This window comes from Pseudomonas sp. SWRI51 (genome assembly GCF_014268825.1).
GTDB lineage: Bacteria > Pseudomonadota > Gammaproteobacteria > Pseudomonadales > Pseudomonadaceae > Aquipseudomonas > Aquipseudomonas farsensis.
The window spans coordinates 88,035-100,778 of record NZ_JABWRG010000008.1; the positions used below are offsets into that span (position 1 = coordinate 88,035).

The 12,744-nt window shown below is 63.8% G+C and carries 12 protein-coding genes; 9 read left to right on the plus strand and 3 right to left on the minus strand.

The genetic code is table 11. The features are described 5' to 3' along the window. Positions 1-8 precede the first annotated feature (8 nt). Both lpxO and HU720_RS05160 read left to right on the plus strand, forming a co-directional pair. Entirely contained in the window at positions 9-908 is a 900-nt protein-coding gene (gene lpxO / locus HU720_RS05155) for a lipid A hydroxylase LpxO (RefSeq protein WP_186517835.1), read from the plus strand. Between the two features lie 71 nt (positions 909-979). Continuing rightward, positions 980-1,549, plus strand: coding sequence for an N-acetyltransferase (locus tag HU720_RS05160; protein ID WP_186517836.1), 570 nt, complete (start codon positions 980-982; stop codon positions 1,547-1,549). A 56-nt stretch (positions 1,550-1,605) separates the two neighbouring features. Here the strand turns inward: HU720_RS05160 and HU720_RS05165 are convergent, their stop codons facing one another. Beyond that, positions 1,606-2,349, minus strand: coding sequence for an outer membrane beta-barrel protein (locus HU720_RS05165; protein WP_186517837.1), 744 nt, complete (start codon positions 2,347-2,349; stop codon positions 1,606-1,608). Between the two features lie 229 nt (positions 2,350-2,578). On the opposite strand from HU720_RS05165, the gene yghU reads away from it, so the two are divergent. From yghU to HU720_RS05200, 7 genes are all read left to right on the plus strand, one after another. Further along, a complete protein-coding gene (yghU, locus tag HU720_RS05170; protein WP_186517838.1) occupies positions 2,579-3,418 on the plus strand; it encodes a glutathione-dependent disulfide-bond oxidoreductase in 840 nt (279 codons plus the stop codon). A gap of 157 nt (positions 3,419-3,575) precedes the next feature. Then, positions 3,576-5,279 carry an amidase gene (locus HU720_RS05175; protein ID WP_186517839.1) on the plus strand — a complete coding sequence of 568 codons (1,704 nt, stop codon included), beginning with the start codon at positions 3,576-3,578 and terminating at the stop codon, positions 5,277-5,279. A gap of 78 nt (positions 5,280-5,357) precedes the next feature. Further along, positions 5,358-6,047: a PAS domain-containing protein gene (locus HU720_RS05180; protein ID WP_186517840.1), complete on the plus strand. Its 690-nt coding sequence runs from the start codon at positions 5,358-5,360 to the stop codon at positions 6,045-6,047. A gap of 14 nt (positions 6,048-6,061) precedes the next feature. Then, positions 6,062-6,970 carry a pyridoxal-phosphate dependent enzyme gene (locus HU720_RS05185; RefSeq protein ID WP_186517841.1) on the plus strand — a complete coding sequence of 303 codons (909 nt, stop codon included), beginning with the start codon at positions 6,062-6,064 and terminating at the stop codon, positions 6,968-6,970. Between the two features lie 323 nt (positions 6,971-7,293). Beyond that, entirely contained in the window at positions 7,294-9,465 is a 2,172-nt protein-coding gene (locus HU720_RS05190; protein ID WP_186517843.1) for a TonB-dependent siderophore receptor, read from the plus strand. 108 nt (positions 9,466-9,573) lie between these two features. After that, complete coding sequence (locus tag HU720_RS05195; RefSeq protein ID WP_186517845.1) at positions 9,574-10,179, plus strand: hypothetical protein; 606 nt, start codon at positions 9,574-9,576, stop codon at positions 10,177-10,179. A gap of 77 nt (positions 10,180-10,256) precedes the next feature. Beyond that, the gene (locus tag HU720_RS05200; protein WP_186517848.1) at positions 10,257-11,072 is read left to right on the plus strand and encodes a protein phosphatase 2C domain-containing protein; all 816 of its coding nucleotides are present in this window, start codon (positions 10,257-10,259) and stop codon (positions 11,070-11,072) included. Here HU720_RS05200 and HU720_RS05205 read toward each other — a convergent pair. Further along, a complete protein-coding gene (locus HU720_RS05205; protein ID WP_186517850.1) occupies positions 11,069-11,803 on the minus strand; it encodes a hypothetical protein in 735 nt (244 codons plus the stop codon). The two genes, HU720_RS05200 and HU720_RS05205, sit on opposite strands and share 4 nt — an antisense overlap. 119 nt (positions 11,804-11,922) lie before the next feature. Then, positions 11,923-12,402: a hypothetical protein gene (locus HU720_RS05210; RefSeq protein WP_186517852.1), complete on the minus strand. Its 480-nt coding sequence runs from the start codon at positions 12,400-12,402 to the stop codon at positions 11,923-11,925. Positions 12,403-12,744: the final 342 nt, after the last annotated feature.

Here is a 12,744-nt window from a genome sequence, read left to right on the forward strand (position 1 = left end):
AAACGTCCATGAAAATTGCACTCGTACTGATCTTCGCCCTCTCCATCGCCTATGTTCACTTGCGCGGCCGGGTGCGGCACAAGCTGACCCGCCAGCTCGGTGACCATTCAAGCTTCCTCGCCCCGATCAACAGCTTCCTCTACCTGTTTTCCAAGCTGCCGGCCAAGCCTTACCTGCCGGTCGAGGCGTTTCCCGAGCTGCAGCCGCTCAAGGACAACTGGCAGGAAATCCGTGCAGAAGCCCAGCAACTGCTGCAGGCAGGCGAAATCAAGAAGTCCGAGAACTATGACGACGTTGGCTTCAACTCGTTCTTCAAGACCGGCTGGAAGCGCTTTTACCTGAAATGGTACGGCGAGAGCCACCCTTCGGCCACCACCCTGTGCCCACGCACCACAGAGCTGCTGCAGGGCATCGGCACGGTCAAGGCGGCGATGTTCGCCACCCTGCCGCCCGGCGCCAAACTGGTCCGCCATCGCGACCCTTACGCAGGCTCCTATCGGTACCACCTGGGCCTGGACACGCCGAATGACGACGGCTGTTACATCAATGTCGATGGCGAAAAATACGCCTGGCGCGATGGCGAAGCGGTGATGTTCGATGAAACCTACATCCACTACGCCGCCAACACCACCGAGCACAACCGCATCATCCTGTTCTGCGACATCGAACGCCCGCTCAAGTACCGCTGGGCCACGGCTTTCAACCGCTGGTTCAGCCGCAACGTCATGGCCGCTGCCGCCGCACCCAACGACGCCAATGACAAGACCGGCGGCATCAACCGCCTGTTCACGCGCATCTACAAGATCCGCGAGCGTGGCAAAGCGTTGAAGAAGCGCAACCGCACCCGTTACTACCTGGAAAAATGGGCAGTGGTCGCAGCCCTGGTGCTGGTGTTCATTTACATCTGAGCCTGCCCACAAGCTTGCGATGGGCCGCAGTGCGGCCCAGACTGCACGGCCCCGCCCGCACAGGTAGCCCCATGATCCATATACGCCCAATGACCGCGGACGACTTTCCGCGTTTCTGGCCCACCTTTGAGGCCATCGTCCAAGCCCGCCAGACCTACGCTTTCGACCCCACCCTGAACCAGGAGCAAGCCCGCCAGCTGTGGCTGGATGCGCCTCTGCATACCTGGGTGGCGGAAGATGACGGTGAATTGCTGGGTTCGTACTACCTGAAGGCCAACGCTGCCGGCCCCGGCAGCCATGTCGGCAACTGCGGCTACATGGTGTGCGAGAACGCGCGTGGGCGCGGTGTGGCCCGCATCATGTGCGAACACTCGCAGAAGCTGGCGCGCCAGGAAGGGTTTCTGGCGTTGCAGTTCAACTCGGTGGTGGCCAGCAATGAGGTGGCCGTGGCGCTGTGGCACAAGCTTGGCTTCGAAACGGTCGGGCGCCTGCCCAAAGCCTACCGGCATGCCCAGCTAGGGCTGGTGGACTGCCTGGTGATGTACAAGTGGCTGGCCGACGAGCCGGTGGTGGAAAAGCCTGCGCTGCTGATCGGGCGCAAGAACATTGAAGCGCGGGTGTCGCGCCGCCGCGGGCGCTAGGGCTGCGATAACACGCGGGCCTGCTGCAGTGAACAGCAGGCCCGCGTGCAATGGCCTTAGAACGCCAGGCCGACTTTGACGCCGAACTCGTCGCGCTTGAGGGTGGTGTTGTCCAGCACCGGCGAATCACCGTCAGCCTTGTATTCGGTGCGGGTGTAATACACGCCCGCCTGCACCGGCATGCCGCCCTGGCGGTTCATCAGCAGGCTGACTTCAGCGTACGGGTTGGTGCGGTCCTTGGTATCGACGCTGTCGCTGCCGAAGTCATCCACTTTCAAACGTGCCCGACCGTCGATGCTGCGGCGCGCGCCCACTTCGACACGCAGGGTCGAGGTGTCAAACTGGTGGTTGTAGCCCAGCGCGGCCTTGGCAAACGGCGATTTGTAGGTCAGGCGTGTATCCAGGTCGTTGATCTCGGGCTCGAAGCGCGTCCAGCTATAGCCACCGCCCACCACCACATCGACAGCGTTGCGCGCATCCAGCGCAGCACGCCAGCCGAGGTCCAGGTCAACCTGGGCTTCTTTGAGCTTGTTGTCGTTTTTCTTGCCGAACTTGGCTTCGCCGCCCAATTGGTAGATCAACCCCGATTCGGCAGTCATCTTGTTGCCGAAGTTGGCGAACACACCGCCCTGGCCCATGTGGGATTTGTCGGACTCGCTACCACCTTCGAACTTGAACGTGTCGTACGAGCCGAGCAGGCCGAAGGTGAACAGCGGGTCGGTTGGGGCGGCGCTGGCGGCCAGTGGGGCGCCGAGCAGCGCGAGCAGGCAGGCGTGACGCAGCGGGTTGCGGGTAAGCATTGGCGACGGTCTCCATGACGGTAAAGGTTTGACGAACGAGCGCTTCGAGACCACACAACTTGAAAAAGTTCGGAAAAAATTCAGCAAAAGCCGATAAATCATTGCTGTGTCACATATTTGTGTCTGGCGTACTGGCGTCGGGCCTCTTTACACATTGCCCATCGCTGCGAACCCGTGGCATAGATAGCTGCCCACCCCGCCTGCACCTTGTCTTTCAGGAGCCCGCCCCATGAGTAATTCCCCCTACGTCCCGCCCAAGGTCTGGCGTAACGAAGCAACCGCCGGTGGCCAGTTCGCCAGCATCAACCGCCCCGTTGCCGGCCCCACCCATGAAAAACCGTTGCCGGTCGGCAAGCAGCCGCTGCAGCTGTACTCGCTGGCAACACCCAACGGGGTGAAAGTCACCATCCTGCTTGAGGAGCTGCTCGCCCTTGGCCATAGCGGCGCAGAATACGACGCCTGGCTGATCCGCATTGGTGATGGCGATCAGTTCGGCAGCGGCTTTGTCGGGGTCAACCCGAACTCGAAGATCCCTGCCCTGCTCGACAGCAGCGTGCAGCCGGCGGTCCGGGTGTTCGAGTCGGGCTCGATCCTGCTGTACCTGGCCGAAAAGTTCGGCGAGCTGCTGCCCACCGACCTTGCCGCACGCACCGAAACCCTCAACTGGCTGTTCTGGCAGATGGGCGCGGCGCCCTACCTGGGGGGTGGTTTTGGCCACTTCTATGTGTACGCGCCCGAGAAGATCGAATACGCCATCAACCGCTTCAGCATGGAAGCCAAGCGTCAGCTCCATGTGCTTGAACGGCGCCTTGTAGAAAGCCCGTACCTGGGCGGCGAGCACTACAGCATTGCCGATATCGCCGTGTGGTCGTGGTACGGCCAGTTGGTGCTCGGCAACCTGTATGGCGCCGCTGAATTCCTGGCAGTACACGAGTACCCCAACGTGCAGCGCTGGGCCGAAACCATCGCCCAGCGCCCGGCAGTGCAACGCGGCACGCGGGTCAACCGCACCTGGGGCGATGAGCAGACCCAGGTGCCGGAACGCCATTCGGCGGCCGACCTGGGCTAACCCGGCAAGCGGCCAGCGGCGCGGCTAACGCAGCGCGCCGCAGCCCAGCAATGCCGCGCTGCAACGAAGCATTTCCCCCCTGCATGCCTGCGTTCGACAGGGCCTTCTTGCTACACTCGCCGCCATGATTTTCCACCTGCACAACTGTGGTGACAGCATGATCGAGGTAACCGAGGTTTCCATCGCCGAACTGCGCGAGGCGCTGCAGAGCGGGCGCACGACAGCCGTTGAACTGGTCAAGGCCTACCAGGCGCGCATCGACGCCTATGACGGCAAAAACACACCGACCGCACTCAACGCCGTGGTGGTGCGCAACCCACAGGCGCTCGAAGAGGCCCAGGCCTCAGACGCCCGTCGCGCCCTGGGCAAGACCCTCGGGCCGCTGGACGGCATCCCCTACACCGCCAAGGACAGCTACCTGGTCAAGGGCCTGACTGCGGCATCCGGCAGCCCGGCATTCAAAAACCTGGTGGCCCAGCGCGACGCCTTCACGGTCGAGCGCCTGCGCGCTGGCGGCGCCATTTGCCTGGGCAAGACCAACATGCCGCCGATGGCCAACGGCGGCATGCAACGCGGCGTCTATGGCCGCGCCGAAAGCCCGTACAACGCCGCCTACCTGACCGCACCGTTCGCCTCCGGCTCCTCTAATGGCGCCGGCACCGCGACCGCCGCAAGCTTCAGTGCCTTTGGCCTGGCTGAAGAAACCTGGTCCAGCGGCCGCGGCCCTGCCTCGAACAACGGCCTGTGCGCCTATACCCCGTCGCGTGGCGTAATCTCGGTGCGCGGCAACTGGCCACTGACGCCGACCATGGATGTGGTGGTGCCGTTCGCCCGCACCATGGCCGACCTGTTGGAAATCCTCGACGTGGTGGTGGCCGACGACGCCGACAACCGCGGCGATTTGTGGCGCTTGCAGCCATGGGTGCCGATCCCGTCGGCATCCAGCGTGCGCCCTGCGTCCTACCCGGAGCTTGCGGCGGGCACCGAGCCGCTCAAGGGCAAGCGCTTTGCGGTACCGCGCATGTACATCAACGCCGACCCCGAAGCTGGCACCGCCGAAAAACCCGGCATCGGCGGCCCGACCGGCCAGCGCATCCACACCCGCGCCAGCGTTATCGACCTATGGCAGCAGGCGCGCCAGGCGCTGGAAGCAGCAGGCGCCGAGGTGGTCGAAACCGACTTCCCGCTGGTGTCCAACTGCGAGGGCGACCGCCCGGGCGCCCCTACCGTGTACAACCGTGGCATGGTCAGCAAAGCCTTCCTGCATGACGAACTGTGGGAATTGTCCGGCTGGGCCTTCGATGACTTTCTGCGCGCCAACAACGACCCGGCCCTGAACCGCCTGGCGGACGTCGACGGCCCGCAGATCTTCCCCCACGACCCAGGCACTTTGCCCAACCGTGAAGACGACCTGGCCGCCGGCATGGACGAGTACGTCAACATGGCCAAGCGCGGCCTGAAGCGCTGGGACCAGATTGAAACCCTGGCCGACGGCCTGCGGGGCCTTGAGGCTACGCGCCAGCTCGACCTCGAAGCCTGGATGGACGCCCACGGCTTGGATGCGGTGCTATTCCCAACCGTGGCCGACGTCGGCCCCGCCGACGCCGATGTGAACCCCGCCTCGGCCGATATCGCCTGGAGCAACGGGGTGTGGGTGGCCAACGGTAACCTGGCGATCCGCCACCTGGGCGTACCGACCGTCACCGTGCCAATGGGCGTCATGGCCGATATTGGCATGCCGGTTGGCCTGACCTTCGCTGGCCGCGCCTATAGCGACAACAATCTGTTGAAATTTGCCGCTGGCTTCGAGGCCACCGGCTCGCGGCGCATGATCCCACCGCGCACGCCCAAGCTGGCATAAACCGGCGTCGGCTGGCCCAGTTGGAATAATCAACAAATGGTGGAATAATCACCAAAATGTTGAACTGGGCTAGCCCGCATGTCCCCCGCCGAACAACGCCACCTCACCTTCACTGTGCTCAAGGCCAGCCTTCAGGCCTTGGGCAGTGTTGCGCCGCGCAACGTCGAAATTCTTCTACACGACCTCGACAACCCCGAACATTCGGTGGTGGCAATTGCCAATGGCCATCTTTCCGGCCGCCAGGTCGGCAGCCCGATCCTCGCGGCCCCGGAGCAGGACCAAGGCTTCAAGGCCTTGATGCAGGCGGGCCACGGCGAGCCCGGTGACGGCCCGGTGGTGTTGCCCGACTACCCCACCACCGTCAAAGGCCGCAGCCTGCGTAGCGCCACGGCGATTTTCCGCGATAGCAGCGGCCACCCGTTCGCCAGCCTGTGCATCAACACCGACATCACCGGGCTCGAGGCTGCCAAGGCGTTCCTGCAGCACTTCGAGCCACTCGGCGCTGCACCTGCGGCAGCGGCCAACGAGCCGGCTGACATGGCTGAGCTGATGGCCGAGATCATCCAGGCCTCGCTGCACAGCAGCGGCCAGGGGCGCATGAACAAGCAGGCCAAGGTCGAGGCCGTGCGGGTGATGCAGGACCGCGGCCTGTTCATCGTCAAAGGCGGCGTCGAGAAAGCCGCCGAGGCGCTCGGGGTGACGCGCTACACCATCTACAACTACCTGGAACAGCTGCGCGGCGAATGTGCGCCGGCAGATCATACATAAGGATTGAAGCCTTCATGCCCTTGCACATCCAAACGCCATTGATCGAATCCCGCCCGCTGTCGTTGACTGCAGGTAGCGCCGTCTGGCTGAAGCTCGAAGCCCTGCAACCGTGCGGCTCGTTCAAGTTGCGCGGGGTCGGCCACGCCTGCGAAGTGCACCACGCCAGTGGTGCGCGTCACCTGGTGTCGTCTTCAGGTGGCAATGCCGGGCTGGCGGTGGCCTACGCCGGGCGCCAACTGGGCATGGCTGTCACGGTGGTGGTGCCGGAAACCACCAGCGAACGGGCACGCGAACTGCTGCGCCTGGAAGAAGCCAAGCTGGTGGTGCACGGCAGCTCATGGCAAGAGGCCAACGCTCACGCGCAAACGCTGCTGGGCCCGGGCGATGCGTTCATTCATCCATTCGACGACCCACTGCTGTGGGCCGGGCATGCCAGCATGGTCGATGAAGTGGCAGCCGCTGGCCTCAAGCCCGACGCAGTGGTGCTGTCGGTGGGCGGCGGCGGGTTGCTCAGCGGCGTCGTGCAGGGTTTGCAGCGTAATGGCTGGCACGATGTGCCTGTGCTTGCGGTGGAGACTGAAGGCGCCGCCTCGCTGCATGCCGCGATGGCTGCCGGGCACACGGTGGAACTGCCGTGTCTAAGCTCTGTGGCTACCTCGCTGGGCGCCAAGCGGGTCGCCGAACAGGCGCTGGCGTGCACCCGCGAACACCCGGTTCACAGCCACCTGGTCAGTGACCGTGAGGCGCTGCTGGCCTGTGAGCGGCTGCTGCATGACCACCGCTTGCTGGTGGAGCCTGCATGCGGCGCGGCCTTGGCCTTGCTGGAGCGGCCTGAGGTGCTGGCCGGGTATCGGCGGGTGCTGGTGATTGTTTGCGGGGGGGCTACGGCGACACTTGGGCAGATCCGTAGCTGGTTGGGGTAATCATGAGGCTTTGCTCATGCACAAGCCTGTGAAGGCCTCATCGCAGGCTGGCGCCAACTTGTAGGGTAGAACTTGAAGGGAGGAGGAGGCAGGAAGCCAGCTTCTGACTGTTCACAGGGGCTAGAAGATGATCGGCGAAACCCTTTCCGCGCCCCTCAAGCCAGTGAACTCAAGGCGCTCCAAGCGCCATCCACCCCCATTCGAATACCGATTGTGAAAATTTTGTAAATTTTCCACTCGACTGGACTGTTCCGGCCGGTCCTTTCCTGACAAACTTATTGCCAATCGTTCTCATACGCACTAGCAATAAGGATACGTCCGGCATGTCCCGCCCCACTTCCCGCCGTTGCACGCCCGCACGCAGCCTGCTGGCCATGGCAATCTGCATGGCAACCATCACCTCGGTAATGGCCGACGAACCCGCCAACGGCAACGCACCAGGCGTGCTCGAACTCGGCGCCACCGCGATCAACGACAGCAGCCTGGGCAGCACCACCGAAGGGTCGCAGTCGTACACCACCGGCAATATGTCCACCGCCACCAAGCTGCCACTGAGCATGCGCGAGACTCCGCAGGCGGTCACCGTCATCACGCGCCAGCGCATGGATGACCAGAACATGAGGAGCATCAACGACGTGGCCAAGTACACGCCGGGATTGTTCCTCAACCAGTCCAGCGGCCCCGGCCGGCAGACCTACACCGCCCGTGGCTTTGACGTCGACAACATCATGTACGACGGCATTCCCAGCTCGTACTCCGGCTGGGAAGTCGGCGCGCAGCCCAACCTTGCAATGTTCGACCGCGTCGAAGTCGTGCGTGGCTCGACGGGCCTTGTTACCGGCGCTGGCACCCCTTCGGCGGCCATCAACCTGGTGCGCAAGCGCCCGTTGGCAGAACAGAAAGTCACCCTCACCGGCGCCGCCGGCAGCTGGGACAACTACCGTGGCGAGCTGGATGCCTCCAGCCCACTCAACGACGAGGGCACCCTGCGTGGCCGCGTGGTGCTCTCGTACAACCCGAGCAACAGCTTCCGTGACGGGCAGAAAGAGGACCACGGGCTGTTCTACGCCGTGACCGAAGCCGACCTGAGCGACGACACCACCCTGACCCTTGGCTTCTCCCATCAGAAGGACAAGACCAATTCCTTCTGGGGTTCCATACCGGTCGGCCTGGACGGCCATCACCAGGACCTGCCGCGTTCGTACAACCCGGCCACCGACTGGGAAAAGAAAGACCAGGAGATCAACACCCTGTTCGCCGAGCTGCGCCATCAGCTGGTCAATGACTGGAAGCTGCAGGTCAACACCACCTACAGCCAGCAGAACGCGCTGTTCCGCGGCTCGTACCAGTCACGCTGGTACAACCCCGTGCCGCTGGGGCGCACCACGTACCAGTCGGGCTACGATGAAACCCAATTGGGCCTGGACGCGTTCGCCAGCGGCCCATTCCAGGCCTTCGGCCGCACCCATGAATTGGTACTTGGCAGCAGCAAGCGCGTCTACGACGTGAATTTGCACGACTACGACAATTACCTGGACAACTACCCACTCAACGGCGCCAAGCCCAACTTCAAGCACATTGGCAACAGCCGCTCCGTCATCGACCAGGAAGGCGTCTACGCCACCACCCGGTTGAGCCTGGCCGACCCGCTGAAGCTGATCCTCGGCGGCCGTGTGGACTGGTACGACTACGACCAGCATGACGGCGACGGCCGTGCCGACTACAAGGTAACCCGCAATATCACCCGCTACGGCGGCCTGATCTACGAGCTGGACGACCACCACTCGGTGTACATGAGCTACACCGACATCTTTACCCCGCAAAGCGGCAGGGACGGAGGCGGCTCGCCGATCGTGCCGATCGTGGGCAAGAACTACGAGGTGGGCATCAAGGGCGAGTACTTCGACGGCGCGCTGAATGCCAGCCTGGCGGTGTTCCGCATCGACCAGGAAAATCGCCAGGTGGCGGTCACCATCCCGAATTGCCCGCAGCAAACCTGCTATCGCGCCTCGGGTGAAGTCAGAAGCCAAGGTATCGACGCCGAACTGCAAGGCGCACTGACCGAGAACTGGCAACTGGGCGCGGGCTACACCTATGCTCGCGTGCACACCATCAAGGACAGCGAAAACCCAGATTCGGTGAACAAACCGCTGAAATCCGACACCCCGGAGCACCAGTTCAAGCTGTTCACCACCTACCGCTTCCAGGGCCCGCTGGAGAAGCTGCGCGTGGGTGGCGGAATGACCTGGCAAAGCCGCATGTACAACGATTTCGCGGTCAACGATGGCAGCACCTACCGCCTCAAACAGGGCGCGTATGCGGTCACCGACCTGATGGCCGGCTATCAGGTCAGCCAGCACCTGGACCTGCAGCTCAACGCCAACAATATCTTCGACAGGAAGTACTACTCGGCTATCTCCAAGTCGATCGTCTACGGCGGTGACGTTTTTGGCGACCCACGCAACTTCATGCTGACCGCCAAATACACCTTCTGAGGCCTGCCAGGCGCATGGACGCGCCTGCCCTCAAGTCCGAAGCGCACGCGCCGATACAGGCCCAAGCCCTGATGGGCGCCTCCGTTTCCGACATTTCAAGGATGAACCATGTTGCGCCGCACCCTGCCCGCCATCCTGACGCTGCTGCTGGCCCTGCTGGCCGTTGGCTGCAGCACCACCAACCCTCAAGCTGAAGCTACCCCCGCGCTAGGCCCACGCCTGCCGCTCAGCGAAGCCCGCCAGGCCTGGATCGCACGCATTCTGGCCCAGGACCCGCTGTACACCCAGACCAGCCAGCCAGCACCGCGCCAAAGCAACGCGCAGATCGTCGCCAAGCACCGTGCCGAGCGCAGCCTCGACTTGCCGGATGCCTACTGGGCGACGTGGAAGGACAACCTCGATGCGTTCAACGCCGATGCCGCGCAGCACAAAGAGGCCCAGCGCCAGCGCTATATCAGCACCTTCATCGACCAGCTCAACCGCGCTGACGACCTGACCCTGGAGCGGCTCGCCGAAGCCCCCGGCGACCTCGACCCGGCCAGCAGCCGCGCCTGGAAGAACCGCCTGATCGAGCGCTACTCGCGCTACATCATCGACTCCGAACTGGACCGCCCGATCATCGACGCACACCTGCAACGCATGGCGCTGATGGACCGCCAGTACGGTGTTTGCGCAAAAGACCCGGACTGCTGGGACAGAGCGCCGCAGCCGTAGGGTTTGACGCGCGCCAGCGTAACGTTCAAGGTCGACCCTTCGTGCTGGACACCAGCCCCCCTGACACGGAGAGCGACATGCATTTCGACCTGATCCAGAGCCTGAGCCTGGCCGGCAAGCGCGATGTGCCCAATGACGACCGCATCGGCTGTGGCGAACGCCATGCCTGGGTGATTGACGGCGCCACCGACCTGGGCGAGCCCGGCCTGCTCGGCGCACGCGGCGGCGCTGCCTGGCTGGCCAGCGCTGCACAACGCGCCTTCAGCGGCGCATCCGGGCCTTTGCCGAGTATGTGCGACAGCGTGTTCGAGCGCCTGGCCGAGGACTTTGTCCGCGACCGTCAGCGCGAGCCACTGGCGGCCTGGGAACTTCCGCGTGCAGCCTTTGCCGCCGTGGCGCTGGAAGACCAGCAGTTGGTCTGCGCGCACTTGGCCGACTGCGTGGTACTGCACCGCAGCGCCAGCGGTATCGCCTTCCTCACCCCGGAGCCAGACCGCCAGGCAGAGCGTGCCGAAGCTGCGGCACTGGGCCCCGGCACCGGCGCCTATGGGGTACGCACACCCGCCGTACTGGCCGACCGCCGCGCAGCCCGCGAGCGGCCTCGGGCGGTCCTTGGGGTTGACCCACAGTTGGCACGTTCAGGCACGCTCTATAGCCGCGTGGCGGTTGCGCGAGGCGATGATGTGCTGCTGATGAGCGACGGTTTTGCGGCGCTGTTCGACACCTACCAGGCCTTTGACCCGGCGGGTTTCGTCGAGCGCTTGCTGGCCCACGGCCTGGATGATCTGGCCCGCACCCTGCGCGACATCGAACAGCAAGACGCAGCCTGTTTGCGCTACCCACGGTTCAAGATGAGTGATGACGCTTCGGCGATATGGTTGCGGGTGGGTTAGCGCGACAGGCGCACAGCCTGGCGTTGCCCCAGGCTGCGATAACCCAGGCCGAGCACAGCCAGTGCCAGCACTACCAGTAGCGCTACCAATTCACGGCTGTAGCGCGCAGCCCACGCCGGCAAGCCCACCACCTCGCGATAGACCTGGATATCCGCATTGCCGTTTGCATCGTGAATACCGATGCCGCCCTGGCGGATTTGTGAGTAGTCCGCGTCGAAGTACACCCACACCCGCGCAGTGCCTGCCGCGGCAATGGCTGGAATCTCGACGCTGTTGACTGGCGCCTGGATCAGCGTGTCATTGCCGGCATCGTCGCGCACCTGTACCAAGCCTTTGGCCGGCAGGCGGATCTGCACGGCTGTCACTGGCGCCTGGCGAGGGTTGACCAGCTCGATCAATAGCCCTGTGCGGTGATCCACAAGCCCGGCTTCGAACGGCCTGGCGAACAGTTGCAGGTAAGGCGCCTGGGCCAGCTCGACCAGTTTTTCGAGCTGGCCGTGGTCAAGGGCAGCGCCGCCGATATCGCCGATACGGGCCTGCAAACGCTCGTACTTCAGCAAGTCGTTGGCCTGGCTGATGCGCTCGTTGAACTGCCCAGGGTAAGTCAGATGGGTGTAGGTGAGGCGCGCTTGCAGGCGGTCGTCCTTGCTCGACAGCCCGTAGACCACGCCAGCGCTGGCCGCGACGACCAACAAAGCAACGAGGGCTTTCCCGACTTTTTCCCAGCTCACCTTGGGGTTCCTTGTTTGTCTGGCGGTGATTGAAACGTAATGGCTGGCAAAGGGTGCCAAGAACGGCAGGCGGGGGCAAGCTTTCCCCGCTCTGCCATGGATGCTGATGCCGGGGTGGATCAGGAGAAGATGGTGTGGTGCTCGGCCGCGAAATCCCCTGCTGCGAGGATCGGTTGCAGGTACACCTGATAGTCGTCCCAGGTTTCGAACAGCGCCGTATGGGGGATGAAGTCCTCGCCGTCTGCGGTGATGTTGAGCAGGATCACCCCCTCACCTTTGCGCACGATCTCCCGCGCGGTGGCTGCAAACGGGGCGTGGGTGATGAGATAGCCCAGCGCCACCAGGCCGAGCACAGAGCCCTTCTGCGCGGCGCTGGCGCGTAGCAGGGGTTCTTCGGGGGCGTCGGACAGCAGCAGCGTCAGGGTGTGCAGATGGCGGGCCGCATCCTCGACCGAGGCGGCGATCTTGCTGCCATGCTGCAGGGCTTCTTCGGCACGCGGGCGGGCGATGATGTTCTCGTGGGCAAAATGGTCGTAGGACGTGAGCAGTATCGTGCCGAGCGTCGAAGGGTTCCGTGGGAAATGACGGGCCTGTTCCATGTGCACACTCCTCGGGTAGGGATAACTCATCAGAGCACGGCGGGGGCGAAACGCCAAGGGTTGATCGCGGTGGCGGACGGGGTCCCCAGGGTGGCGGCCCCGGCGGCCCTTGTCGCGGGCTGTTGCCAGCTTCCACAGGAATCTGCGTCAAACCTCAATATCGCGGCTGTACAAGGGCTCTTTGGGAGATTCCATGGTTTTGTACAAGCCTCCTCTCGCCTGACATATCTCTTTGTGGCGAGCGGGCTTGTCCCGCGTTGGGCTGCGTAGCAGCCCTGAGGATTACCCTTGGGTTTTCAGGACTGCTGCGCAGCCCAACGCGGGACAAGCCCGCTCGCCACA

Bases quoted from the DNA above. Each gene is read 5' to 3' on its own strand.
- HU720_RS05185 (WP_186517841.1), top strand. From the start codon at position 6,062: ATGCCCTTGCACATCCAAACGCCATTGATCGAATCCCGCCCGCTGTCG.
- HU720_RS05195 (WP_186517845.1), top strand. From the start codon at position 9,574: ATGTTGCGCCGCACCCTGCCCGCCATCCTGACGCTGCTGCTGGCCCTG.
- HU720_RS05210 (WP_186517852.1), bottom strand. From the start codon at position 12,402: ATGGAACAGGCCCGTCATTTCCCACGGAACCCTTCGACGCTCGGCACG.
- yghU (WP_186517838.1), top strand. From the start codon at position 2,579: ATGAGTAATTCCCCCTACGTCCCGCCCAAGGTCTGGCGTAACGAAGCA.
- lpxO (WP_186517835.1), top strand. From the start codon at position 9: ATGAAAATTGCACTCGTACTGATCTTCGCCCTCTCCATCGCCTATGTT.
- HU720_RS05165 (WP_186517837.1), bottom strand. From the start codon at position 2,349: ATGCTTACCCGCAACCCGCTGCGTCACGCCTGCCTGCTCGCGCTGCTC.
- HU720_RS05190 (WP_186517843.1), top strand. From the start codon at position 7,294: ATGTCCCGCCCCACTTCCCGCCGTTGCACGCCCGCACGCAGCCTGCTG.
- HU720_RS05200 (WP_186517848.1), top strand. From the start codon at position 10,257: ATGCATTTCGACCTGATCCAGAGCCTGAGCCTGGCCGGCAAGCGCGAT.
- HU720_RS05180 (WP_186517840.1), top strand. From the start codon at position 5,358: ATGTCCCCCGCCGAACAACGCCACCTCACCTTCACTGTGCTCAAGGCC.
- HU720_RS05175 (WP_186517839.1), top strand. From the start codon at position 3,576: ATGATCGAGGTAACCGAGGTTTCCATCGCCGAACTGCGCGAGGCGCTG.
- HU720_RS05160 (WP_186517836.1), top strand. From the start codon at position 980: ATGATCCATATACGCCCAATGACCGCGGACGACTTTCCGCGTTTCTGG.